The organism is Enterocloster sp. 210928-DFI.2.20 (assembly GCF_020554465.1).
Taxonomy (GTDB): Bacteria; Bacillota; Clostridia; order Lachnospirales; family Lachnospiraceae; genus Enterocloster; species Enterocloster bolteae.
Genome location: NZ_JAJCHK010000023.1, coordinates 1 through 26,541 on the forward strand (window position 1 = coordinate 1; position 26,541 = coordinate 26,541).

General features: G+C 52.3%; 19 protein-coding genes. 14 read left to right on the forward strand and 5 right to left on the reverse strand.

The features are described from left to right. Nucleotides 1-76 precede the first annotated feature (76 nt). Complete coding sequence (locus LI015_RS18740; RefSeq protein WP_002573527.1) at nt 77-2,488, forward strand: DUF6449 domain-containing protein; 2,412 nt, start codon at nt 77-79, stop codon at nt 2,486-2,488. Between the two features lie 123 nt (nt 2,489-2,611). Here the strand turns inward: LI015_RS18740 and sdaAA are convergent, their stop codons facing one another. From sdaAA to LI015_RS18755, 3 genes are read right to left on the reverse strand one after another with little or no spacing between them, the layout of a single operon-like run. Further along, nucleotides 2,612-3,547, reverse strand: coding sequence for an L-serine ammonia-lyase, iron-sulfur-dependent, subunit alpha (sdaAA, locus tag LI015_RS18745; RefSeq protein ID WP_002567148.1), 936 nt, complete (start codon nt 3,545-3,547; stop codon nt 2,612-2,614). A 36-nt stretch (nt 3,548-3,583) separates the two neighbouring features. Beyond that, the gene (gene sdaAB, locus LI015_RS18750; protein ID WP_002567149.1) at nt 3,584-4,243 is read right to left on the reverse strand and encodes an L-serine ammonia-lyase, iron-sulfur-dependent subunit beta; all 660 of its coding nucleotides are present in this window, start codon (nt 4,241-4,243) and stop codon (nt 3,584-3,586) included. A gap of 40 nt (nt 4,244-4,283) precedes the next feature. Next, complete coding sequence (locus tag LI015_RS18755; protein WP_227125987.1) at nt 4,284-5,063, reverse strand: DeoR/GlpR family DNA-binding transcription regulator; 780 nt, start codon at nt 5,061-5,063, stop codon at nt 4,284-4,286. A gap of 407 nt (nt 5,064-5,470) precedes the next feature. On the opposite strand from LI015_RS18755, the gene LI015_RS18760 reads away from it, so the two are divergent. The 11 genes from LI015_RS18760 to LI015_RS18810 all read left to right on the forward strand — a co-directional run bounded on the left by LI015_RS18760 (nt 5,471) and on the right by LI015_RS18810 (nt 19,663). After that, nucleotides 5,471-6,775, forward strand: a complete 1,305-nt coding sequence (locus LI015_RS18760; RefSeq protein ID WP_002567151.1) for an MFS transporter — start codon at nt 5,471-5,473, stop codon at nt 6,773-6,775. Between the two features lie 39 nt (nt 6,776-6,814). Beyond that, entirely contained in the window at nt 6,815-7,804 is a 990-nt protein-coding gene (locus tag LI015_RS18765; RefSeq protein ID WP_002567152.1) for a CehA/McbA family metallohydrolase, read from the forward strand. 26 nt (nt 7,805-7,830) lie between these two features. Next, nucleotides 7,831-9,186 carry an alanine/glycine:cation symporter family protein gene (locus LI015_RS18770; RefSeq protein WP_002567153.1) on the forward strand — a complete coding sequence of 452 codons (1,356 nt, stop codon included), beginning with the start codon at nt 7,831-7,833 and terminating at the stop codon, nt 9,184-9,186. A 424-nt stretch (nt 9,187-9,610) separates the two neighbouring features. After that, nucleotides 9,611-10,804 carry a pyridoxal phosphate-dependent aminotransferase gene (locus tag LI015_RS18775; protein ID WP_002567154.1) on the forward strand — a complete coding sequence of 398 codons (1,194 nt, stop codon included), beginning with the start codon at nt 9,611-9,613 and terminating at the stop codon, nt 10,802-10,804. A gap of 59 nt (nt 10,805-10,863) precedes the next feature. After that, nucleotides 10,864-11,946 (forward strand): histidinol-phosphate transaminase, encoded by a 1,083-nt coding sequence (hisC, locus tag LI015_RS18780; RefSeq protein WP_118019213.1) that lies wholly within the window; start codon nt 10,864-10,866, stop codon nt 11,944-11,946. A gap of 164 nt (nt 11,947-12,110) precedes the next feature. Beyond that, on the forward strand, nt 12,111-13,247 hold the full coding sequence (gene ytvI / locus LI015_RS18785) for a sporulation integral membrane protein YtvI (protein WP_002567156.1): 1,137 nt from the start codon (nt 12,111-12,113) through the stop codon (nt 13,245-13,247). A 52-nt stretch (nt 13,248-13,299) separates the two neighbouring features. Further along, entirely contained in the window at nt 13,300-14,661 is a 1,362-nt protein-coding gene (locus tag LI015_RS18790; RefSeq protein WP_002567157.1) for an MATE family efflux transporter, read from the forward strand. A 56-nt stretch (nt 14,662-14,717) separates the two neighbouring features. Beyond that, nucleotides 14,718-15,161 carry a DUF523 domain-containing protein gene (locus LI015_RS18795; protein ID WP_227125989.1) on the forward strand — a complete coding sequence of 148 codons (444 nt, stop codon included), beginning with the start codon at nt 14,718-14,720 and terminating at the stop codon, nt 15,159-15,161. 6 nt (nt 15,162-15,167) lie between these two features. After that, complete coding sequence (locus LI015_RS18800) at nt 15,168-17,177, forward strand: L,D-transpeptidase family protein (RefSeq protein WP_227125990.1); 2,010 nt, start codon at nt 15,168-15,170, stop codon at nt 17,175-17,177. A 163-nt stretch (nt 17,178-17,340) separates the two neighbouring features. Next, complete coding sequence (locus LI015_RS18805) at nt 17,341-17,901, forward strand: DUF6465 family protein (RefSeq protein WP_227125992.1); 561 nt, start codon at nt 17,341-17,343, stop codon at nt 17,899-17,901. 148 nt (nt 17,902-18,049) lie between these two features. Beyond that, a complete protein-coding gene (locus tag LI015_RS18810; RefSeq protein WP_227125995.1) occupies nt 18,050-19,663 on the forward strand; it encodes an RsmF rRNA methyltransferase first C-terminal domain-containing protein in 1,614 nt (537 codons plus the stop codon). 6 nt (nt 19,664-19,669) lie between these two features. Here LI015_RS18810 and LI015_RS18815 read toward each other — a convergent pair whose 3' ends face one another. Both LI015_RS18815 and LI015_RS18820 read right to left on the reverse strand, forming a co-directional pair. Further along, entirely contained in the window at nt 19,670-20,569 is a 900-nt protein-coding gene (locus LI015_RS18815; protein WP_002567162.1) for an RluA family pseudouridine synthase, read from the reverse strand. A gap of 57 nt (nt 20,570-20,626) precedes the next feature. Next, nucleotides 20,627-21,874 (reverse strand): DNA polymerase Y family protein, encoded by a 1,248-nt coding sequence (locus LI015_RS18820; RefSeq protein WP_227126047.1) that lies wholly within the window; start codon nt 21,872-21,874, stop codon nt 20,627-20,629. Between the two features lie 890 nt (nt 21,875-22,764). Between LI015_RS18820 and LI015_RS18825 the strand changes: the two genes are divergently transcribed. Both LI015_RS18825 and LI015_RS18830 read left to right on the forward strand, forming a co-directional pair. Beyond that, a complete protein-coding gene (locus tag LI015_RS18825) occupies nt 22,765-24,021 on the forward strand; it encodes a D-alanyl-D-alanine carboxypeptidase family protein (RefSeq protein ID WP_227125997.1) in 1,257 nt (418 codons plus the stop codon). 240 nt (nt 24,022-24,261) lie between these two features. Next, nucleotides 24,262-26,529 (forward strand): SH3 domain-containing protein, encoded by a 2,268-nt coding sequence (locus LI015_RS18830; protein WP_227125999.1) that lies wholly within the window; start codon nt 24,262-24,264, stop codon nt 26,527-26,529. Nucleotides 26,530-26,541 lie beyond the last annotated feature (12 nt).

Below are 26,541 nucleotides of genomic sequence, written 5' to 3' on the forward strand. Positions count from 1 at the left end.
AAGGAATCTGAAAGCCTTATATTTACTGGCTTAGAGATTCCGAGAGATTATATCAGTGAAACGGAGGTGGCTGGTTATGACATCAGGAAGCTTATACTTTAAGCTGCTAAAGGAGGATTTCAGGAGAAGGCTGTGGGCCATTGCCCTGGTTTTTCTGGCATTTTTCTTCACTCTTCCCATTGGGCTGGCCCTGAACATGGAGAACGCAGCCAACACCAATTACTACAGGTACAATGATTATGAACCTTTTATCCAGGACGCCGCCATGACCGACCTTCAGTACAAGACAAGGCTTCTGGAACTGAAGACAGAGGTGGTATTAAATGGTGTGGAATACGGGAACGGCATGATTGCCTTTTTGATGATAACCGCGGCAGTGGTCATCGGCGTATCCAGCTTTGCCTATCTGCATAATAAGAAAAAAGTGGATTTTTACCACAGTATTCCGGTGAGGCGGGAGGCGCTGTTTGGGGTCCAGTTCTCAGGAGGCATATTTATTGTCGGCGCTGCCTATGGTCTGAACCTGCTGCTGCTTACCGGGGTGGCCATGTCCTACGGCGTGCCTGCGGGCAGGATACTGGGCGCCATGGCCGGTGGCTGGGCTCTTAACATGCTGTATTACGCCCTCATGTATTCAACTGCTGTGGCAGCCATGATGATGACGGGAAATATTGTGGTAGGCGTTTTGGGAACAGGCGTTTTCTTTTTTCTGCTGCCCGGGATTATGCTGCTTCTGTGCTGGTACTGCGGAACCTTTTTCGTCACTACGGCCAGATATCTGTGGAGTTCGGATCAGTCGCCTTTTATGTGGGGGGTCAGGTACCTGTCTCCATTCAGCGTATACATCAATTCCTTTGGCTGGAAGATGAACGAACTGTCAAAACATGTTCCGGAGCTCATCTGTACGGTACTGGCATTTTTGGCAGTTACCACACTGGATTTGGGGCTGTACCGCAAACGTCCGTCAGAAGCAGCTGGGAAAGCTATGGCATTTAAGAAATCCATGCCGCCTATCCGTATACTGCTGGTGCTGGGAATTGGTCTGGCCGGAGGCATGTTCTTCTGGTCGCTGCAGAGCAGGCTGCGCTGGGGACTGTTCGGAACCATAGTATCAGTGGTGCTGACCCACTGCATCGTGGAAATTATCTATCATTTTGATTTTAAGAAGATGTTCAGTCACAGACTGCAGCTGGGACTGTGCCTTGCAGCTGGAATCCTGGTATTCTTAAGCTTCCGGTATGACTGGTACGGCTACGATTCCTATATTCCGTCCAAGGAAAAGGTCGTATCCGCCAGCCTGGATATCAGTGTGGACAGCAGATGGCTCTCGGATAAGACCTTTGAGACAGGCAGTGACGGAAAGCTGCAGATACGTTATGCAGACCCATATGAATATATAGAAGAAAACATGGTGCTCACCGATAAAGAGGCTGTTATGTCCATGGTGGAAGAGGGAAGGAAGCGCGCCCTCGAGAGAAGGGATGAGCGGCTGGGCATACGCAAGGCAGTGGCCCGGGTTGACGGCTATCATACCAATGCAGCCAGTTCCATCAGCTATATCGGCGGGGCGGACGGCCCCACCTCCATCTTTTTGGCAATGAAGTCAGGCGGAGGGGAGGATTCGGACCAGGAGAAATTTGAGACCAATATGACGGTATGCTACCGCCTGGCAAACGGCCGTGAGGTGAGACGTTCCTATTCCCTGCCTCTGTCTGCCGTGATGGATTCCTATGAGGCATTGTACAGACAGGATGCTTATAAGGAAGGCATGTACAGGATTTTAAGCCAGGAACCGGGACAGGTAAAACAGATTATGTACAGGGAGGCGGACCAGGTCACGGATGTGAGCCAGGACAGCCGTGTCCAGGAGGCCGTGCTAAAGGCGTATCAGCAGGATATGAGGGAGCTGACCGTGGAGGAGCGGCTGGTGGAGATGCCTGTGGGCAGCCTTATGTTCATGACAGACCAGGAGAATACCTATCTCCAGCAGCAGCGCCAGGCAGCCAGGTCGTCATTTGGCGGCATAGCGCGGTATCAGGTGGAGGATGTGAGCCAGTACTGGCCGGTGTACCCATCCTTTGAGCGGACCATTACGCTATTGAAGGAGCAGGGAATAGAACCCGGCACATGTCTGGCGCCTGAGAAGGTGGAGCGCATCGCCATTGACGTGCAGAATTATTTTTATGAACAGCAGGGAGAACTGCCGGAGGGAGAGACCCTGGCAGAACTTCAGAAAATCAATCCCAACTACCAGGAGGACGGTTCTCTGATATTTGAGGATTCCCATACCATCGGTCTGCTGCTGGAAGCCATTGCAGAAGATGAAAGCAGCGGTATGAATTATCTTTGCGAGACAGTGGAGGGAGGCCCCCACTGTACCATAAGGACAGAGAAAGAAGCAGGAGTGGGAGGCTTGCTTATAAAGAACAGAATCACTCCTGAGATAGCGGAACTCTTTACCGGTATACCCATGAATAACGGGAAGTAGACGGTCAGAAGAGGACTGAACACAAAAACAGGGAATCAACCACGTTATGGTGATTGGTTCCCTGTTTTTGTTATTGCGGCACTATCTGTCCGGCACCGCTGCATCCCGTTTAAACACATCGCTTTAGGAGGAACATCCCCCGCATCCGCTGCATCCGCTTTTTGGTTCCCGAACAGTGCCGAAAACCTGTTCATGAAGACGCCTTCCCGTAGGGGTGGCAGCCAGGCCGCCCTCGGCCGTCTCCTTTAAGGTGGAAGACATGGCGTCGCCCACCTTCTTCATGGTCCAGATGACTTCATCCGCAGGTATGGCGCTTTCGATGCCGGCCAGAGCCAGCTCCGCCGCCACAAAAGCACCTGCCACGCCGGAAGCATTGCGCTTGATACAGGGAATCTCCACCAGCCCGGCTACCGGATCGCATACAAGTCCCAGTATATTCTTGATGGCAATGGCGATGGCATGTTCCGCCATTTTCGGGGTACCGCCTGCCAGCTCCACGATGGCAGCGGCAGCCATGGCGGCGGCAGAGCCGCATTCAGCCTGACATCCGCCCTGGGCGCCTGCCAGGGAGGCATTGTTGGCAATGACCATGCCCACGGCAGACGCGGTGAACAGGGACATGACACAGTCTCTTTCCGGAATCTGTTTTTCTGCCTGCATGGTCAGCAGGGCGGCGGGCAGGATGCCGCAGCTTCCAGCTGTGGGGGCAGCCACAATCCGTCCCATGGCAGCGTTGAGTTCCGAGACAGCCAGGGCGCGGTACAGGGCACCGGAGAGAAAGGAGCCGGTCAGGCTCTTTCCGTTTTCAGATATCCGGCGCATCTTATAGGCGCTGCCGCCGGTCAGCCCGCTGGTACTTTTTAGGTCTTTATTGCAGCCGGGATCAATGCACTCTGTCATGACCTGGTAATTTTTCCGCATATGTTCATATACTGATTCCTCTGTCTGCTCCATCTGTTCCGCCTGCTGCCTCAGTACGATGGCAGAGATGGGAAGACCGCTTTTTTCGGCGGCAGCTACGATGGATGCCACGGAAGAGTAATTGAATTCAGGTTCCATAAATATAATTCCTCCTGTAATTATGGGTTTCATCAGCTATATGGGCTGAAGCATGGTGCTGGAGAAAATGTTGGGCAGCACTTTGATTTTCTCGTTCAGTTCCGGTCCGAAACTGCCGTCAATTTCAATGGTCATCACGGCTTCGCCGCCCCGGCTCTGCCTGGACAGGCGGAAGTTGCAGATATTTACCCCGGCGTCTGCCATGACTTCCGTGACAGCCGCAATGGTGCCGGGCGCGTCGCGGTGGAGCACAATCAGGGTTGTGTGCTGGCCGGTGATGGATACCTCCATGCCGTTGACTTCCTTGACAAGTATATTGCCGCCGCCGATGCTGCTTCCCAAAAGAGAGACTGTGTTGCCTGTAACGTCGGTCAGGGTGACCCTGGCCGTATTGGGATGGGCCCCGTCGATTTCGCCTGTGGTAATGCTTACTTCCAGACCCTGTTCCCGTGCTAACTCCGGCGCCCTGCGTATACGGCTGTCGTCTGTGGCCATGCCCATGATACCGGCAATCAGGGCCTTGTCCGTGCCGTGGCCCTTATAGGTCTTTGCAAAAGAGCCGTGAAGGAAAATGTCTGCCTTCACGGCCGGCGCTCCCAACAGAGCCAGGGTTATCCTGCCGATTCTGGCAGCCCCTGCCGTGTGGGAACTGGAAGGGCCTATCATCACCGGCCCCAGGATATCAAATACATTCATGATATTCCGCCTTTCTGTTATTCTTTATCAGTATTATTTGTCAGGCTATGATAAGCTTTGCCCCGGCCCCCCGGATCCGGCTTTCCATCTGAGGGGAGATGCCGGAGTCTGTCACGATGGTATCTACCTCCTCAAAGGGACAAATTTTGAGCAGGCTGGCCTTTCCGAACTTGGTGGAGTCAGCCAGGACAATGGTACGGGTGGCAGAACGGTGCATCTGGTTCTGTATCCGTATCTCGCTCAGCCTCTGGTCCGTACATCCGATGACAGGGTCAATGCCCGTCACGGTCATGAACATGATGTCGATATGAATGCTTTCCAGCGTGGAGGAGAATTCATTGACCAGGGTATACTCATCCCGGTTCAGAATACCGCCTGTGAGAATGATGGTAATGCCGGGATTCTCAGCCAGCATCAGGGCGTTCTGGATGGAGTTGGTCACAACGGTAAGGTTGCGGAACCGTTCCTTTAATACAAGCGCCATCATCTGGCTGGTGCTTCCGTAATCCAGGGCAATCACCTGTCCTTCGCTTACCAGGCCGGCTGCCTTTGATGTGATGGCAGCTTTTTGCTCCAGGTTCTGGGAGTTGCGGATCTGAAGGGAAATGTATCCCCCCGGAATATCCGCTGGTTTTCCGGAATCCGCAGGGACAGCCCCTCCGTGTACCCTGGACAGGCGTCCCTGGCTGTCCAGATACTCCAGGTCCTTGCGGATGGTTTCTGAGGAAACGCCCATCAGCTTCACCAGTTCGGCTGTATGTACAATTCCGTCTTTATCTAAAAGCTGCAGAATCTTTGTATATCGCTGTTTTGCCAGCATATGTTTTAGCCCTCCCTTCTGATGCTTTTCTTAACATAAGTCATTCACAATTTATTATATCCCAAAATCCCAAAATGGAAAAGTGAAAAGTGCAATAATTCCCAAGCTAATCCCAATAACGCTTCACTGCGGCGGAGAAAAAAGATTGCGAAAAACTTGGGTTTAATACGACCGATTTCATTATAACCAACATATTCGCAATTTTATAGATGCGAAATGCACAAAAAGCCAACAAATAATTTGGTATAATTGCGAAAAAATTTGATATTATTGCGAATTAGCTTGAAAACCCAACCAAAAGCAGATATACTAAGTCTGTAGCAAGATGGAAATGTCTTGCAGGGAATGAGAGGTACCGTTTATGGAGTGGGTACCAGATACACACAACGAAAGGAGATTTAATAGATATGAATAATGAAACAAGAGCGAAAATCGTAAAAGCAGCACCCAACCGCTGGCTGGTGTTCTGTATCCTCACATTATCAGGAGGTATTGCATTCAAGCTTTCGTCCATGAAGGACATGTTCTATGTACCCATGCAGCAGTTTATGGGACTCACCAATACCCAAATCGGCGGCGCCCTAAGTGCTTACGGCATCGTGCAGACCATCGGCCTCATTGCAGGTATTTATATCTGCGATATGTTCAGTAAGAAATATATGATTGGCGGCTCCCTGATTGGACTTGGAATCGTGGGTGTATATCTTTCCACCTTCCCCGGATACTGGGGATTTTTGGCAGCCTTCGGCGTAATGGCTATTTTGGGTGAGGTTACATACTGGCCCGTACTGTTAAAGGCCATCCGTCTTCTGGGAGATGAGAAAACACAGGGACGTATGTTCGGGTTCCTGGAAATGGGGCGCGGCGTTGTGGACGTCATCATCGCATCCTCTGCACTGGCCATCTTCAAGGCCATGGGAGAAGGTGCAGCGGCGCTGAGGGGCGGTCTCTTATTCTTATCAGCAGTTACGGCAGCAGCCGGCGTTCTCTGTCTGATTTTTGTTCCCAATGATGAAAAACGCGTGGATGAAACCGGCAAGGAAGTCAATAAGGCACAGGCAGCCTTTGGCGGTATGATGCAGGCTATCAAGAGTGTTGATATTTGGGCTGTTTCTTTGAATGGTTTTACGGTATACTGTATTTATTGCGGACTTACATATTTTATTCCTTTCCTGAACCAGATTTACTTCCTTCCGGCAACAGCCGTAGGTATGTACGGAATCATCAACCAGTACGGCCTTAAGATGGTAGGCGGACCAATCGGCGGCTTTATGTCCGATAAGGTGCACAAATCCTCTGCAAAGCATATCCGCGCAGGCTTTGTGGTATGTATCATCGCCATGGCTCTTTTCCTGATGGTGCCTCATGAGTCCCTGGGACAGGGCGGCAACTGGATAATTGGCGCGGCGTGCACACTGGCTTTCGGAGCCATTGTATTTACCATGAGAGCCGTGTTCTTTGCTCCAATGGATGAAGTCAGGGTTCCAAAGGAGATTACGGGAGCAGCTATGAGCCTTGCATCCCTGGTCATCTACCTTCCCAATGCATTTGCATATGTAATGTACGGCAGTTTCCTTGACAGGTATCCGGGCATGGCAGGATTCAGGATTGTATTCAGCGTCATGATTGGATGGGCGGTTATCGGCGTGGGCGTGTCCACATTCCTGATTCACCGCATCAAGAAGTGCCAGGCAGCAGCTAAGGCAGAGTAGGTCTGCGGACTGATTTTGACAGAAGGACGGTATGAATATATGAAGGAATATCATGGTTTTAAAAATTGCGGAAACTGGTATAAGGGCAATATCCACAGTCATACCACGGTGTCGGACGGCATGCTCACCCCGGAGCAGTCTGTTAAGCTTTACAAGGACAACGGATATCATTTCCTGTGTTTTTCGGAGCATGACATATTTACAGACTATCGGGAGCAGTTCAACACAGAACAATTTATCATAGTGCCGGCCGTGGAGAGCAGTGTGGTGCTGTACCGGGCAAAGGGCACAAGCGAGCGCTATAAGATACATCACCTCCACGGAATACTGGGAACGCAGGCCATGCAGGATGCGGCCCCCCTGGGAACCTACGGACACATGCAGTTCATCCCCCCTATGAAATTTTTCGGGGAGTGGACCGGCCCTGAGGCTGCCCAGAAAGTGGCTGACATGCTGAGGGACCACGGCTGTGTGACCACCTATAATCATCCCATCTGGAGCCGCGTGACAGAAGAGGAGTTTATCCACACAGAGGGCATCAGCTCCCTGGAGATATTTAACTTCAATACAGTGCAGGAATCCAATACCGGCTACGATGTGACATACTGGGACAGGATGCTGCGCATGGGAAAGAAAATCAATGCATTTGCCAGCGACGACAACCACAATGAAGGGCTGTTTGAGGATTCCTGCGGCGGCTGGATCTGCGTGCAGTCTCCTGAATTAAGCCATGACGGCATTGTACAGAATTTTATTGACGGTAATTATTATTCATCATCCGGCCCTGAGATATATGACTGGGGCGTACGGGACGGCAAGGTATGGATTGACACATCCAATGTGAATCATGTAAACTTTGTATGCGGAAATATCATCAATGACGGGACCACGGTTCTGGGTGAGCGGTTTAAGGATACTCTGAACCATGCGGAATATGCCTTGAAGGGCCATGAGACCTATATACGTGTGGAGGCAGTGGACAAATACGGCCGCACCGCATGGACAAATCCCATTTATTTGGAATGGTAATCAGGTACTAAAGGAGGAATGGAAGAATGAAAGAGCTTCAGCAGATTCTTACGACCTTTGACGACTGGCTGTGGGGCAACTGGCTGTTGTTTGTGCTTCTTGGAGTGGGTCTTTTGTATACAATCATAACAGGAGGCATACAGATACGGCGTTTTGGATACATCATAAGAAAGACAATCTGGGAGCCCATTCTCTCAAAAAGCAAGGAATCCAAAGAAGCAGGAACCATTTCTTCCTTCCAGGCCTTGTGTACGGCAGTGGCATCCTGTGTGGGAAGCGGCAATATTGTGGGCGTGTCCACAGCCGTGCTGGCAGGCGGCATGGGAGCTATCTTCTGGATGTGGGTGGCTGCCTTTGTGGGAATGGCTACCAAATACGGCGAGATCATACTGGGTATGCTGTACCGTGAAAAGAATGAAGAGGGAAATTACGTGGGCGGTCCCATGTACTATATCAAAAAGGGACTGCATGCGCCCTGGCTGGCTGTGCTGTGCGCCTTCTTCATGGTAACCCAGATTATCGGAGGCAACTTCATCCAGTCCAACACCATAAGCGGCGTCATGAAGGAGAATTTTGGCGTTCCCTATCTCACAACAGGAATCGCCCTTGTACTTATCATCTTTGTGATTACCCTGGGCGGGCTTAAACGTCTGGCCCATGTGGCCCAGAGGCTGGTTCCCACCATGGCGCTTATCTATGTGGTGGGCGGGCTTCTCATCATCCTGGCCAACATCACCAAGGTACCGGGCGTGTTCGCGGACATATTTGCCGGAGCCTTCGGCCTCAGGGCCATGGCTGGCGGCGCCATGGGATCCATGCTGATTGCCATGCAGAAGGGTGTTGCAAGAGGGCTGTACTCCAATGAAGCAGGCGAGGGATCCGCGCCGGTTATCCACTCTGCGGCCCAGGTAAACCATCCGGTGGAACAGGGCATAACAGGTGTGGCTGAGGTATTCTTAGACACCTTTGTCATCTGTACCATCACAGGTCTTGTGCTGGGAGTCACCGGAGTGCTGGATTCAGGCGCACCGGGAAACGTACTGGCCATCAATGCCTTTGCCAGCGTGTGGGAACCCCTGCGCTATGTGGTGGCTGTCTGTCTCCTGATGTTCTCGTCCACCACCCTGATGAGCCAGTGGTACTTCGGGTTTGTGGGTCTGAACTACATATTCGGCACAAAGGTGGCCGATAAATTCAAATACGTGTTCCCATGCTTCTGCATCATCGGAGCATTGGCGGAGATCGAACTGGTGTGGGTCATCCAGGATGTAGCCCTGGGACTTCTCACCATACCAAACCTAATCGCCATGGTGGCGCTGGCCCCGCAGGTGAGGAAGGCTACCAAGGAGTATTTTGGGAGAGAGGCAGGCGGACGTGGATAGGCGTCCGCGTTCCCGCCTCTCACCCACTGCATATCAGGGCGTCCGCTGTCCTTTCTCCGCACAGGTAAGAAAAAGTCTCTGCCTGAAGATATGGAAAATGGGATAGGGAGGGCCTGCTAAAATTAACTTATAACAGCATTCAGGCAAGGCGCGGTATTGCTTTGGATGCGTCTTTTTATGGGTATGCCAGTAGTCCCGGCATGCCATTTTTCTTTTTTGCGGATTGGTTATAAACGGTGCAGACGCAGAGAAACGCAGCGGGTGAGAGGAAGGGGAGGACCACCTAAGCGTCCGCCCCTTAACAACCAAATCCCCCTATTGACAATCTTTCCCCATAAAGCTACAATCATATCAACAGATGGACCAACTAGTATATGTAAAATAAAGTAAGGTACGCCGTCAGGGAGAAAGAGAGGACATAAGTATGATATCAGAGAAAATGAAACCATTGGTCAATAACAATTCCGCCATCCGCGCCATGTTTGAGGAGGGGAAGCGTCTGGCCGCCATCCACGGTGCGGAGAATGTGTATGATTTCAGTCTGGGCAACCCCAATGTGCCGGCTCCGGCGGAGGTGAACCAGGCAGTCTGTGATATCCTGAAGGAAGAAGAGTCCACCTATGTCCATGGTTATATGAGCAACGCAGGCTATGAGGATGTAAGGCAGGCCGTGGCTGAATCCTTAAATAAGCGCTTCGGCACGCAGCTTCACCAGAATAACATTCTGATGACAGTGGGGGCAGCCAGCGGCCTGAATGTGATTTTAAAGACATTGCTGAACCCGGGGGATGAGGTAATTGCATTTGCTCCCTATTTTGTGGAGTACGGCAACTATGTCCGTAATTACGACGGAAATCTGGTGGTCATTTCACCGGACACAACGGATTTTGAGCCTAATCTGGCAGAGTTTGAGCAGAAGATTAATGAAAAGACCAAGGCGGTTATCATCAATACCCCCAATAACCCTACCGGAGTGGTATACTCCCTGGAAACCCTTACAAAAATGGCTGACATCATGAGGGCTAAAGAAAAGGAACTGGGGACAACCATTGTGCTGCTGTCAGACGAACCTTACAGGGAACTGGCTTATGACGGCGTGGATGTGCCCTATGTGACGAATGTTTATGACAACACCGTTATCTGCTACTCTTACAGCAAGTCTTTGTCCCTGCCGGGAGAGCGGATTGGTTATCTTGTGATTCCCGATGCATTAAAGGACAGCGGTGAAGTGTTCAATGCAGCGACCATTGCGAACCGTGTGCTGGGCTGTGTCAATGCCCCGTCCCTGATGCAGAGAGTCATCCTGCGCTGCCTGGATGCCAAGGTAAATCTGGAGGCATATGACAGAAACAGGAACCTGCTCTACAACGGCCTTAAGGATCTGGGTTTTGAGTGCATCAAGCCCCAGGGAGCATTTTATCTTTTCGTAAAGTCACCGGAGGCCGATGAAAAGAAATTCTGTGAGAACTGCAAGAAATACAATATCCTGGTGGTTCCGGGAACCTCCTTTGCATGCCCTGGCTATGTGCGGATATCTTACTGCGTGTCCTATGAGCAGATTGAACGTTCCCTTCCTGCCTTCGCAAAGGTGGCGGCTGACTACGGCCTTACAAAATAAGCAGCCGCGCCGGGCGGAATACAGCAGGTAAGAAGGAAAAATTCTGGAGGAGAGCAGACATGAGACCATGGGAAATGAATATACGCCGTGTAGTCCCCTATGTACCGGGGGACCAGCCGGCAGGCGATAAGCTGATTAAACTGAATACCAACGAAAACCCCTATCCGCCTGCGCCGGGCGTGGAACGGGCCTTAAGGGAAATGGACGCGGACCGTCTGCGCAAGTATCCAGACCCGTCTTCCGCAGAGCTTGTAACGGCTCTGGCAGAATATTACGGGGTGGGGGAGGACCAGGTGTTTGTGGGCGTTGGATCTGACGATGTTATAGCCATGTCCTTCCTGACCTTTTTTAACTCCCAAAGGCCGGTGCTGTTTCCGGACATCACCTATTCCTTTTACAAGGTTTGGGCGGATCTGTACCGGATTCCCTATGAGACGCCGGCACTGGACGAAAATATGGCTATCCGGTCTCTGGATTATAAAAGGGAAAATGGGGGAATTATATTCCCAAACCCCAATGCGCCCACAGGCCTCTATATGCCCCTGGACCAGGTAGAGGAAATTGTGAGGGCCAACCAGGATGTTATTGTAATCGTGGATGAGGCATACATTGACTTTGCAGGCCCCTCCGCCAGGGAGCTGCTGCCCGGGTATGACAACCTGCTGGTGGTCCAGACCTTCAGCAAGTCCCGTTCCATGGCAGGAGTGCGCATTGGCTTTGCGCTGGGAAGCCCTGCACTGATCAAAGCCCTGAATGATGTTAAATATTCTTATAATTCCTATACAATGAACCTGCCGTCCCAGATCGCGGGCACCCAGGCCGTGAAGGACAGGGCGTATTTTGAGGAGACCAGGGCGAAAATCATGACCACCAGGGAGCGCTCCAAGAAACGGTTTGCAGAACTTGGGTTTACATTCCCGGATTCCATGACGAATTTTATTCTGGTGACCCATGAGCGCGTTCCGGCCAGGGCCATATTCGACGCGCTGAAGAAAGAGCAGATTTATGTGCGCTATTTCAATGCGCCCAGACTTGACAACAGCCTTCGGGTCAGCATTGGCACGGATGAGGAGATGGATGTTTTGTTCCGGTTCCTGGAACAGTACGTGAAGGAGTGGAAGCCGGCCGGGAATTCAGAGTAAGGACAGTAAGGAGGGGCCGGACAGCCGGGTGCCGGTAAGATGAATCGCGGTCAGACGTATGGGAAATGAATCAGACGTATGGGAAATGAAAAGGAGAACGGCTCCGGGGTAAAGGAAAGGGAAAATGCTCCGGAGAACGGAAAAAGCAGTCAGGAGAGATGGATATGATGGAAGAAACAGGCTGGAAGCATTATCTTCGCCTTATACTTAATATTGTAATCCCATTGACGGGCTGGCTGTTAATCTGCCTGCTGGGACCTAAGCTTTTGAAATTTTTCATGCCCTTTGTCATCGGCTGGGTGATTGCAATGATTGCTAATCCCCTGGTGCGCTTTCTGGAGCGGCGGGTGAAGCTGGTGCGCAGGCACAGCTCCATTGTCATTGTGGCGGCAGCCCTGGCCCTTGTTATCGGACTCTTATATCTGCTGGTGTCAAGGACCTTTGTCCTGCTGCGCCAGTTCATCATAGACCTGCCCGGCCTCTATGCCGGCATTGAGGGAGATGTGGCCCGCAGCATGGAGCAGCTGGAGCATTTGTTTGATTTTATGCCCGACAGCATACAGCAGAGCTGGGCCCAGTTTGGAAACAATCTGGGAAGCTATATGGGAACTGTTGTGGAGAAGATTGCATCTCCGACTGTGGAGGCGGCGGGAACCGTGGCCAAAAGCCTTCCGGCCATGCTGGTCTACACCGTGGTCACTATCCTGTCCGCCTATTTCTTTATTGTGGACAGGGACCGGATTCTGGCAGCCATAAAAGCCCATATGCCCCAATGGGCGGGCCGTTACGGGCTGTATCTGAAGGGGGAGGTGCGCCATCTCATAGGCGGTTATTTCATGGCCCAGTTTAAGATTATGGCAGTGGTGTGGCTTATTCTTACGGTGGGGTTTATCGTGTTGGGCGTGGGTTACGGTCCGCTGTGGGCGTTTCTCATCGCCTTTCTGGATTTTCTGCCGGTCTTTGGAACGGGTACAGCCCTTCTTCCATGGGGGCTTATTAAGCTTTTGGGGGGCGAGTACGCTTTTGCGGCCGGCCTGCTGCTGATTTATGTACTGACCCAGGTGACAAGGCAGATTGTGCAGCCAAAGCTGGTGGGAGACAGTATGGGCCTGCCGCCGCTTCTCACGCTGTTTTTGCTGTATCTGGGATTTAAGGCGGACGGGATTGCGGGAATGATTCTGGCCGTACCCATTGGTCTGCTGTTTGTGAATCTGTATCATTACGGAGCGTTTAAAGACATTACGGACAGTTTGTCTGTCCTTGTGAGGGATATAGACCGGTTCCGCCGTAAAGAGGAATAAGGTCCCTGCCATTGAGGCAAAAGGAATAAAATCGAATCAGGAGAAGACGGAGTTGAAAGTAGAGAATAATCTGGATACAGATAAAGTCAGAGGGCTGGTGTGGAGGCTGGCATTTCCTTCCATGCTGGCTCAATTTGTGAATGTGATGTACAGCATCGTGGACCGTATGTACATTGGGAATATTCCGGAGATTGGCGCCCTGGCCCTGGCCGGCGTGGGAATATGCGGTCCCGTGGTCACCCTTATATCATCGTTTGCCAGCTGGATTGGAGTGGGAGGGGCGCCTCTTATGAGTATCCGTCTGGGACAGAAAAATGAGAGGGCCGCCGCCCAGATGGTGGCCAACTGCTTTGCCCTTCTGACAGGAATGGCCCTTATTATCATGATAGTGTCCTATCTGTTTAAGGATCAGCTCCTGGTGTTCTTTGGCGCGGGCCCGGCCATATTTCCCTATGCCAACCAGTATATGAGCTGGTATCTGACAGGTACTGCCTTTGCTTTGATTTCAGCCGGCATGAACCAGTTTATCATATGCCAGGGATTTGCCACGGTGGGCATGAAATCAGTGGTGCTGGGGGCTGTCAGCAATATTGTGCTGGATCCGGTGTTCATTTTTGTTATGAATATGGGAGTCAGGGGTGCTGCCATTGCAACCGTGCTGTCACAGATGGCGTCCTGCATCTACGTGCTGCTGTTTCTGTTCGGGAAACGTCCTCTGGTGCGGATTACCTTTGGCGGTTACAGGTGGAAGACCATGAAGCAGGTGCTTTTGGTGGGCTTGTCCCCCTTTTTAATCATTGCCTCGGACAGCCTGCTCATTATTGTTATGAACATGGTTATAAGCAGCTATGGCGGACCTGAGAGAAGCGATATGCTTCTTACCTGCAATACCATTGTACAGAGCTTTATGCTGATTATCACTATGCCGCTGGGAGGAATTACCGGTGGAACACAGACCGTCATGGGGTATAATTATGGTGCGGGCCGTCCTGACAGGATACGGAAGGCGGAAAAACATATACTGCTTTTATCAGTTGCCTTTACAACTGTCATGTTCATAATTGCCCAGGCAGGACCGGGGTATTTTGTCAGGATATTTACAAGGGAAATGTCCTATGTACGGGTTACGGAGTGGGCAATCCGCATATTTACCCTGTGTATTATCCCACTGGCTGTGGAATATACGGTGGTGGACGGATTTACAGGCATGGGTATCGCAAAGGTGGCTATCAGCCTGTCCATGTTCAGAAAATCGGTCTATTTCCTGGGAATGATTCTGCTGCCCCGTTATTTCGGGGTGGAGGCTGTGTTCTATGCCGAGCCTATTTCGGATATTATGGCCTGCGCGGCTGCGTCCACAACATTTATTATGTTGAGCGGAAAGGTGCTGAAGGACAATCGCAGGCTGTTCTGATGGGGCGGTTTGCGGACAGTCGGACAGAAACATACATAAATGGAAGGAAGAGGAATATGAATATACTGGTAAGCGCCTGTTTGCTGGGTGTGGAATGTAGATATGACGGCCGCGGCGTGCTTATGTCCCAGGCAGAGGAACTTCTAAGCAGACATCACCTGATTCCGGTATGCCCGGAAATCATGGGCGGTCTGGCCACCCCCAGGACACCGGCGGAACGAACGGGTTCGGGAGTCGTTACAAGGGATGGCGAGGATGTCACGGCAGCGTATGAAAAAGGAGCCTGGGAAGTGCTTAAGCTGGCACAGCTTTACGGCTGCCAGGCAGCCATACTAAAGGAGAGAAGCCCTTCCTGCGGAAGCGGGCAGGTCTATGACGGCACATTTACCGGCACCCTTACAAAAGGGGACGGTGTCTGCGCCGCATGTCTGAAGGAACACGGGATTAGAGTATATGGGGAGAGCCAGGTGGGGAGACTGTTGGAAGACATAGAAAGGTAAAGGTGCATGAGGGAAGAAAGAAACAAGGCAGAATCCGTACCAGCCCGGAGCGAGGAAAGGCGTCCCCGCCGAAGCCGCAGCAGGGAGGCTTTCAGACAGCGTCAGAAGGAGCTGGCAGAAAGCAGGGGGCAGGAGAAGCGGGTACAGGAGAATGGGGGGCAGGAGAAGCGGGTACAGGAGAATAAGCTGCAGGAGAATCGGGTACAGGACACCCCGGGGACGGGCGAAGACAGAACGCACGGAGGCCAGCCGGAAAATGACGGCCAGGGAACGTTTAATACACAGGGAAAAGGTCCTTTTGATAAATTCCTGAGCTGGAAAACCGCTGCTCTGGTTCTGATTCTGGCCGTCGCTGTTCTGGCTGGAATCTATGCATACAAAGCCCTGGGTTACCGGAATACATATTTCCCCCATACAGTTATTAATGGGATGGACGTATCAGGGAAAACCGTAGGGGAGGTAAAGGAACTCATAGCCTCCGGCGTAAACGGGTACGGGCTTGTACTTAAGCTGCGGGACGAGGAGCGGGAGACAATCACCGGTGAAAAAATCGGTCTTCATACGGTGTTTGACGGAAGCCTGGAGGAAATCATTCGCCAGCAGAATCCTTTCCGCTGGCCCAGATATCTGCTTAAGGGACCATCTTACGATATAAAGACCATGATTGCCTATGATGCTGATGCTCTGGCTCAGACCCTTGGCGGTCTGTCCTGCTTTGACAGCAGCAGGGCCGTCCTGCCCTCAGACGCTTACCTGTCAGACTATGTGAGCGGCCAGGGATATTCCATTGTGCCTGAGACAGAGGGCACCACACTTGACATGGATAAGGTCAGGGCCCAGGTGGATGAGGCTATATCCAGCCTTGCCCCGGAATTGGACCTGGACGCCCTGGGATGTTATAAGTCTCCGTCCATCCGCAGGGGCAATACCTCTCTGGCAGCGGCCAGGGATGCCAGGAACCGCTATGTGAATATGACTGTGACCTATACCTTCGGCAGCAAGACGGAGGTGCTGGACGGGGATGAGATACATGAGTGGCTTGTGTCTGACGGGGAACAGGTTTCCATTGACCCGGACCAGGCCGCAGCCTACGTAAAGAGCCTGGCCTCTAAATATAATACGGCATACAGGAAGCGCTCTTTTGCCACCAGCTACGGTCAGAATGTGGAGGTATCCGGTTTTTACGGCTGGAGGATCAATCAGTCAGAGGAGACAAGAGAGCTTCTGGGCATTCTGGAGGCAGGAGAGAGTGTCTCCAGGGAACCTGTATATTTGCAGACAGCAGCAAGCCATGACGGGCCGGATTACGGCAGTACCTATGCAGAGGTAAATCTGACGGCCCAGCACCTGATTTTTTACAAGGACGGGCAGAAGGTGCTGGAATCTGATTTTGTGTCCGGCAATGTTTCCAGGGGGCATACTACGCCGCCGGGAATTTTTTCTATTACATACAAGCAGAGAGACGCGGTGCTGAAGGGAGAGGGATATGCCAGCCCGGTGAAGTTCTGGATGCCTTTTAACGGAGGAATTGGTTTTCACGATGCCAGCTGGCGGTCCAGCTTCGGCGGTTCCATCTATAAAAACGGAGGGTCCCATGGCTGCGTAAATATGCCCTATGACAAGGCAAAAGAGCTATTTGAAAATGTATATGCGGGCATGCCTGTTATCTGTTATGACCTTCCGGGAACAGAGAGCAAGAAATCCAGCCAGTCCTCCGGCAGGGCGCCCCGGGAGACAACGGCACCTGCGCAGCCGGCGCCTGTACCCACACAGGCCCCACCGGCGGTCCCACCGTCCGTTTTGCCGGAGACTGTGCCGTCAGAAACACTGCCGTCAGAGGCAGCGCCGCTTGAAACATCACCGCAGCCGTCACAGCCCCAGGTAATCATACAGCCCGCGGACCAGACTACGGCAGCGCCTGCCCAGACACAGCCGTCCCCCAATACCGAAGAAGGGTATGGTCCGGCCTTCCAGACACCCCAGTCCGGCTCAGCAGCCGGGCCGGGCGTCAGCTGACGGAACCTGCCCAGGAGGGGCTGAACCACAAGGAATTTTGCAGAAGGCTGTGGATTTTTCAAGTGAATTTATTGACAAATGGAAAAAACCATTTTATAATGCCTTTAATGCATCTAGGGATTACTCGTAAAGCCATTATTCAAAACTAGGGAGGATATGGACTATGGTAGAAAAGAAAGATGTTAAGGCAACTGTAAAGGCAGCAGCGGAGGCAGCTAAGCCTGCAGAGGCTAAGACAGAAGCAAAACCAGCAGCTCCGGAAAAAGTAGAAGCAAAGGCAGAGGCGGCAGTTCCGGTGAAGGCAGAAGCAGCTCCTGTTGAGAAGGAAGCAAAGGCAGCTCCGGCTAAAAAGACAACAGCCAGGAAAACAGCGGCTAAGACAACATCCAAGAAGGAGACAGCTCCAAAGGAAGCAGCTAAGAAGGAGGCAGCTCCAAAGGCGGAAGAGAAGAAAGAGGCAGCCACCAAAGCAGCAGCTAAGAAAGAAACCGCGAAGAAGGCACCTGCCAAGAAGGCAGCAGAGCCAAAGGCAGCCGTACATTTCCAGTTTGACGGCAAGGACCTTGTGGCAAAGGATGTGCTGGACAGGGCTGTGAAGGCATTTAAGAAATCACACAGAGGCGTTGAGATTAAGACCATTGATCTGTACATTGTCGCAAACGAAGGCGCAGCCTACTATGTGGTAAACGGTGAAGGCGGAGATGATTACAAGATAATACTGTAATTCAGAATAAAGGATTGAAGGATGAAGTGGGTTGCTGTATCATGGATGCAGCAGCTCATTTACTTTATGCGCAGCGGACAGGCATCATGTCAATAAGGACATAAAATCAATAAAGATATAATATCAATAAGGATAGGAAAAGGACAGTATGGCAGATTTACCGGTACGATTTGAAGAGCGGATGAAAGTATTATTAGGAGAAGAATATCCGGCTTTTGCGGCCAGCTATGATAAGGAGAGGGTCCAGGGATTACGGTTTAACAGCCTCAAATTCCCGGACAGGATACGGATACAGGATGCCGTTGGAAGCGGGGAAAACAGGGAAGCGGGGAAAAACGGAGAGGGCAAAGAAATCCGGGAGGCCAAGGCGGTCTGTGAGGCCAAGGCAGACTGTGAGGCCAAAGCAGACTGTGAGGTCAAAGCGGTCTGTGAGGCCGAAGTAACCTGGGAAGAGGCCGGTGCCGCCGAGGCAGCCAAACAGATCGGGCAGGAGACCGGATTTACACTTGAGCGGATTCCGTGGGTGAAGGAAGGGTATTATTATTCCGGCAGCAGACCAGGTAAGCATCCCTATCATGAGGCGGGGCTTTACTATATCCAGGAGCCAAGCGCCATGGCCGTGGTGGAATTATTAGACCCCAGGCCGGGAGAGCGTGTGCTGGATTTGTGCGCAGCGCCGGGAGGAAAATCCAGCCACATCGCCAGCAGGATGAAGGGAAGCGGCTTTCTCCTGTCCAATGAGATTCATCCGGCCAGGGCAAGAATCCTTTCCCAGAACATGGAGAGGATGGGGGTGCGAAACGCAGTGGTGTCCAACGAGGATGCCCAAAGCCTGGCCGGGACATTTGACCATTTTTTTCATAAGATTGTGGTGGACGCACCCTGTTCAGGAGAAGGGATGTTCCGCAAGGATGAGGACGCCAGAAGCCAGTGGAGTGAGGAGCATGTGAAGATGTGCGCCGCCCGTCAGGGCGAGATACTGGATCACGCGGCGTCTATGCTGGCGCCCGGAGGCAGAATGGTATATTCCACCTGTACCTTTGCCCCGGAGGAGAATGAGGGTACGGTTCTGGCCTTCCTGAGACGCCATCCGGAATTTTGCACGGAACAGATGCCTGCCTATTCTGGTTTTACGAAAGGAAAGCCTCAGTGGGCCGGGCCGGAGGCGGAAGGCTGGGGCCTGGAGCGGACCTTTCGCATTATGCCCCACATCCTGGAGGGAGAAGGCCATTTCATGGCTGTCTTAAGAAAAGAAGGAGAGCCGGAAACTGCGGTAAAAGCCGGAAACCGGGACCAGCTGTATCTGGACGGCAGAAAGAGAAAAGAAGTGTTCAGGGATTATGAACCCTTTATCCGGGACACCCTGTCAGAACCGGATACCTTTCTGGAAAGGAAGGAATACGTGCTGTTCGGGGACCAGCTGTATCTGATGCCGGCCGATATGCCGGATATGAAGGGGCTTAAGATTCTCCGGCCGGGTCTTCATATGGGCACCCTTAAAAAGAACCGTTTTGAGCCATCCCATGCCCTGGCACTGGCGCTCAGGAAAGAGGAGGCGCAGTGCTTCTGGGAACTGTCCCCCTCCGGAGACAGCATAATCCGGTACCTGAAAGGAGAAGCTCTCAGCGAGGACGCAGGAACACCTGAGGGATGCCTGAAAGGCTGGGTGCTGGTATGTACCGGCGGTTTCAGCCTGGGCTGGGCCAAGTATGCGAAGGGCATACTCAAAAACCATTATCCCAAGGGTCTGCGGTGGAATTAAAAACAGTCAGATGCCGGACGGCAGAAGCTGTTTCATATCTTCAGGCAGCCCGGCCGTGAATTCCATCTCCTTTCCTGTAATGGGATGCTCAAACCTGAGAAGATAGGAGTGGAGCGGCTGGCGGTCGATATACCGGTAATCCGGACAGTATAAGAAGTCTCCGGGAAGCGGATGCCCTATAGACCTCATGTGGACCCGTATCTGATGTGTCCTGCCTGTTTCCAGGCTGAGACTCACCAGAGACAGGTCCTTTTCTTCATTGTAGAGCAGAGTACGGAAATGGGTGACTGCCCTTTCTCCTGTTTCATGGTCCACCCGGCGCTCGATGGTGGAGCCCTCAGCCCTGGCAATGGGGCTGTCAACCGTGCCTTCCTCAGGTGTATGTCCAAGTACAATGGCCCTGTATTCCCTCCTGATTCTGCGCCCGGTCATTTGTTCCGATAAGATACAGGCGCTGAGCATATGCCTGGCCAGGACCAGCAGACCGGTGGTATCCCTGTCCAACCGGTTAATAACCCGGTAAGTAAAAGCCTCCCCCTTTTCATGGAAATACCAGGAGACGGCGTTGGCCAGGGTATTGTCATAGTGGCCCTGGGAGGGGTGAATAGGCACGCCTGCATCCTTATTGATTACCAGTATATCCTCGTCCTCATATACAATAGAAAGAGGAAGCTTTACCGGTACAATATTCCCGGAATCCTCCTCCTCAGGCAGGGTTACCTCCACTGTCTGCCCGGTCTTAAGCCGGTAACCTGCGTATGCCGCAATTCCGTCCACTGCAAGTCCCTGCGCGGCCTTAATGCGCACTGCCAGCCGGTGGGAAAATCCCTTTGCCTTTAAAAACTGACCTAGGACAATTCCGTCCTCCATGTCTCCAATGGTATAACATATAGCGCTCCGTCTCATGTCTGTTCCTCAACTCTGTTTTCTGTATAGAATCCTGTTAACTGTCTGGATAAGGTGTTAATTCAAATGTTTTTTCTTGCTGGCAGCGTGGTCCACGATGGCGTCCTTACGCAGGAAGCTGGCCCGTTTTACGCTGTCGATTCCGTATTTGCTGCGGATGGCATCCACTGCCTTTTCAAAATCCTTTTTCTTCTGAAGTCCGGGGTCGTCAAAAAGGCTCATCTGTGAGAAACCGTCATCAGATATCTTACCGGCCCGCACACCCATGAGCCGCAGGGGCGTCATATTCCAGGATTCCCTCAGCAGGCGGCAGGAATACTCATAAATCACGGAGGTGGAATCCGTTGGTTCGGGTATGACCATCTGGTGAGACTGGTTCCTGAACTCCCAGTCACGCAGCTCCACACAGACATTATTGCACAGCACATGGTCCGCCCTCAGCCTGGCGCCTACGGTTTCACAGAGGGAGAGCAGGACCTGACAGGCGCTTTCGTAGTCAGATATATCCCTGGAAAGGGTGATACTGTTGCCATATGCCTTATTTACAGGTTCCTTTTCAGCCACAGGGTCATCATCAATGCCGTTGGCATACTGGCGGATGAGGACCGCATACTTTTCGCCCAGGTGGGATTTGAGCACTTCCAGGTTGCAGCATGCCAGCTGCCCGATGGTATGTAACCCCAGGTTTTCCATCTTCCTCTGGGCAGCGCCTCCCACAAAAAACAGCTCCCGTATACGCAGGGGCCACATCTTATCGGGCACCTCCTGAGGAAACAGGGTATGGCATTTATCCGGTTTCTCAAAGTCAGAGGCCATCTTCGCCAGAAGTTTATTGGTGGAGATTCCGATATTTACAGTAAATCCCAGTTCCTTCCGGATTCGTTCCCGGATTTCATTGGCCACCTCCATGGGACTGCCAAAGAGGTGGATAGTGCTGGTCATGTCCAGGAAAATCTCGTCGATACTGAATTTCTCATGGTCCGGCGTATATTCCTCCAAAAGATCCATCATGCGGCGGGAGCATTTAATGTAAAAATCAAACCGGGACGGGACAACCACCAGATCCGGGCACTTACGCAAGGCCTGAACCAGGGGCTCACCTGTGGTGACTCCATACTTCTTGGCCAAAGGAGACTTGGCCAGCACGATTCCGTGGCGGGACTTGGCGTCCCCTCCAACCGCAGAAGCAACCGTTCTCAAATCCAGGGCCTGCGGGTCTTTAAAAAGCCGGTATACACATTCCCAGCTTAAAAATGCTGAATTAACATCAATATGAAAAATAAGACGCTCCCCATGTCCCATGATAAAACACCGGCCTTTCTGTGTTGTTGTCTGTTTACAGATATCATAGCAGAATATGTGTTCGGGGGCAAGAGGTATATGGGGAGAGGAACGCGGATGGGGGAGGTATTGGCGTCCGTGGGAGAAAGGGAGGAGGCAGGTGGGGATACGGCTGCGGGGCAAGTCCGGTCTAAGGGGCTGCGAATCGGCTAAATACAAGAGTAAGACTGCCCAAACTCGCTCCGCTCAAACAGCTGTGCAGTCTTACTCTTAACGCCGATTCACACCTCCTAAGACCGACTAAGCCCCTGTAGATGCATCCCCACCTGCCTCCTCCCTTCCTCCCACCCATTGCGTTTTCTCATCCGCTGTCTTTCCCCAGCTGATAGATTAAGGACGCTGCCCTTCAAGTTTCCGCTCCATTGCTCAGATTTTACCATTCTATACACCTGACATTCCAAGCTGACATTCTCATCTGACATTTCTAACTGGCTTGTTTATCTGGCATGTCTAACTGTCATGTTTATCTGGCATTTCACCGTGCACTTCTATATCCCGGCGTTGGGGATATGGGCAGGTGGGAGAAAAATACGTAGTGGGTGGGAGAGCGGGGGAGGGGAAGGGGAATGCATCTACAGGGGTTTAGAAGGACTTAGGCCCTGGGAATCTGCGTTAAGGGGAAAGCCGCACAGTTGTTTGAGCGCAGGAGTTTGGGCGGCTTTTCCCTTGTATTTAGCAGATTGCCGGGGTCTTAGACCTTCTTAACCCCGCAGCCGTATTCCTCTTCCCCTCCCCCGCTCTCCCACGGACGCGACCCCTCCCCCCTCGCACAAATCCCCCATCCCACATTCCCAGTAATAATCATTTTCCTCCAGGAATACTATTAAAATAAAGCCAACCAGGCGGCGTCGCTTATGAAGCAATGGATTTTTTTGATAACACTGACAATATCACTGGTCTGCACACAGATGAATGCGGCGGCAGACAGTTGGACTTCGGTACCTGCGACAAAAGAGGTACGGGAAGATGGGGATTTCCTGAAGCTGTATGCCCAGTCTGCTGTCCTTATGGATGGGGATACAGGCAGAATATTGTATGGGAAGGGACAGGATATTATCCGGCCCATGGCCAGTACCACGAAAATTATGACCTGTATCCTGGCTCTGGAGAACGGAAGGGGGGAGGATGCGGTGAAGGCGTCTTCCAATGCCGCTTCCCAGCCCAAGGTGCACCTGGGGGTGCGGGAAGGAGAGGAGTACAGGCTGGAGGACCTGCTGTATGCCCTGATGCTGGAATCCTATAATGACGCGGCTGTGATGATAGCAGAGCATATAGGAGGCAGCGTGGAAGGGTTCGCGGCAATGATGAATGAAAAGGCTGCCGGACTGGGCTGCGGGGATACCTATTTTATTACGCCCAATGGGCTGGATGGGGTCAAGACGGATGAACAGGGAAAGGAACATATCCATTCCACCACAGCCTCTGATTTGGCCAGGATTATGCGGTACTGTGTGACAGAGTCCCCTGCAAAGGATGAATTTTTAAAGATAACACAGACACAGAACCACTACTTTACGGATATGGCAGGGAAACGCTCCTTTAACTGTTATAATCACAATGCGTTTTTGACTATGATGGAAGGAGTACTGTCCGGGAAAACGGGATTTACAGGTGGCGCCGGGTATTCTTATGTGGGAGCCATGGAGAATCAGGGAAGGACCTATGTGATTGCCCTTCTGGGCTGCGGCTGGCCGCCTCACAAGACGTATAAATGGTCGGATGCGAGAAAGCTCTACACCTATGGGCTGGAGCATTTTAAGATGAAGGATGTATTTCAGGAGGAAACCTTTGTCAGGGTTCCTGTTTCAGGGGGACTGTGCTGGAAGGAAGGGGAAGGAGCCATTGACCAGGTGGAGCTGTCCATGATGCTGAATCCGGATGATATGCACCTGACACTGCTGATGGGAGAGGGGGAGGAAGCGCGGGTGGTAAAGAAGGTTCCTTCTATATTAATGGCCCCGGTCAGGGAAGGACAGCAGGTGGGGACCGTGGACTATTACCTGGGTGAGGTGCTGGTAAAAAGGTTCCCTGTTTATGCCATGCAGGGAGTGGAGAAGATGAATCTGAGGCGGGCTGCGGACCGTGTGCTGGCTCTGTTTCTGGTGAGGTGAGAAGGGGGAGCCGGCCCTTTGGTCAGGGCGCCGGGAAGGGGATTTTAGAGGGCTTTGGCCGGAATATGCCAGGATTTGCCACATTATTTAATCTTTTCTTACAAATCTTTGTATTATGTGAAGTTTCCGCCGTTCTTGTTGACATATGAACGCTTTTGTCATTATAATAGGATTAATGTCATAAAATAGAAATTCATACGAATTATGGATATGAATGAAGATACAGGAGATTTTTACATAATGAAGGGAAAAAAGTTAAAAAGGGGCCTGGCGCTTGTGCTGGGACTGATGCTGGCCGCTGAGGTTCCGGCATCTGTGGCAACGCCTTTTCAAATGTTTGATTCCTATGCATATACAGGGGCGGCCACGGTTAAGGCCACCTCTTTGAATGTACGAAGCGGAGCCGGAACCGGCTATTCATCAGTGGGCAGGCTGGCGGCGGGAGCGGCAGTTACCGTTATCGGGGAACAGCGCGGAACAGACGGCAATACATGGTATCAGATTCAATACACAGGAACGGGCGGAGCCGTGAATACCGGCTATGTCTCATCCGTCTATATCAGGCTTCCGGTGGCCTATACCAAGGATTCTAATTTTGAAGCATATCTTACCTCACAGGGATTTCCGGAGAGCTACAAGAACGGGCTCAGGCAGCTTCATGCCCAATATCCGAATTGGGTATTCAAAGCCAAGAACACAGGCCTGGACTGGAATACGGTCATTGAAAATGAGTCTGTGCTGGGGCGCAACCTTGTGGCCACAGGCAGTGTTTCCTCCTGGAAGTCCGTTGCCAACGGGGCTTACAACTGGGACAACAGCACATGGACCGGATTCGACGGCAGTAACTGGGTGGCTGCTTCCGAGGATATTATACGGTATTACATGGACCCCAGAAACTTTTTGGATGAGACGTATGTGTTCCAGTTCCTCAACCATGAATATGATGCGAATACCCAGACAAAGGAGGGATTAAACAGCCTCATATCCGGCTCCTTCCTGTCTGGGACAACGAATTCCACAGGGACAGGGGGAAGCGATTTCTCCAGCGGACCAGGATCTTCGACAGGAGGTTCCGGTTCAGGCGGTCCCGGCTCCTCAGGCAGCTCCTCCGGTTCTTCTTCCGGTTCCTCCAGGGGGCCCGGGCGCAGCAGCACCTATGAAGATACACAGCATGGACCGGGGGTTTCCGGCAGTTCTAACGGCTCCGGGGCAGCAGCGGTCTCTCCGGGAGGCAGTTCCTCCGGCGGGTCCTCCGGGGGCAGCAGCCCTTCAGGCAGCGGGGAAGTGAGCCTGGAGTCCCCCCATGCATCCATTGAGCCCAGGGAGCGCAATGTGGTGTCTACCAGTGTAAGCCTGGTGGCTCCGGGACAGGACGGATCCGGCAGCAGCAATGGCCCTGTGTCTTCGGGACAGAGCGGCAGTTCCTCGGGCCCGGTGGCTTCACCCGGATCGGATCAGGTGGTGGACCAGACCGGCACGTCGCCAGGAGGCGGCTCCACAGGTGCAGCTGCTCCTTATGCGGATATTATTATGGCCGCGGCCAGCCAGTCAGGGGTAAGCCCTTATGTGCTGGCAGCCATGATTCTCCAGGAGCAGGGCAATAATGGTACAAGCCCTCTTATTTCCGGTTCCTATTCCGGGTATGAGGGATACTATAACTTCTTTAACGTGGAGGCATACCAGTCCGGCGCAATGTCTGCCATTGAGATGGGGCTCAGGTTTGCGTCCCAGTCCGGTTCCTACGGACGTCCCTGGAACACGGTGGAGAAGGCAATCCGTGGCGGAGCCCAAAATTATGGGGATAATTATGTGAAAGCCGGGCAGAATACATTTTATCTGAAGAAATTCAATGTCCAGGGTTCCAACCTTTACAAGCACCAATATATGAGCAATATCCAGGGAGCTGCCTCAGAGGCGGCCAAGCTGTCCCAGGCTTACACGGCTGATTTGAAAAAGACAGCCCTGGAATTCCATATCCCTGTATTTAACAACATGCCTGAGCAGCCCTGCGTGGCGCCTACCGGAGACGGAAGCCCCAACAACAAGCTGTCCGGTCTCGGGGTGGACGGATTTAATCTGACGCCAAGCTTTAACAGGGATACCCAGGAATATAATCTGATTGTGGATTCTTCCGTGTCAAATATTACAGTCAGCGCATATGCATCGGATTCCAATGCGCGTGTGGACGGCGCGGGCAATGTCTCACTGCAGAACGGCGGAAATGATATCTCCATTGCTGTGACGGCCAAGAACGGAAGCGTCAGGACCTATACCATCCATGTGGTGAAGCAGGACGGCGGACCCACCCAGGGCAGCGGAGGATCGCCTGTATACGGAGGCGGCGGCAGTTCCGGCGGTATAGTCAGTCCGGACGGCAGTTCCGGCGGCAGTTCGGGAGGCAGTTCCGGCAGCAGCGGTCCGGGCGGTTCAGGCGGACCGGGCAGTCCTTCCGGAAGCGGAAGCGGACCAGGCGGAAGCAATGTGACCATTGTAGAGGTGCAGTCCTGATAAAGGGAAGAC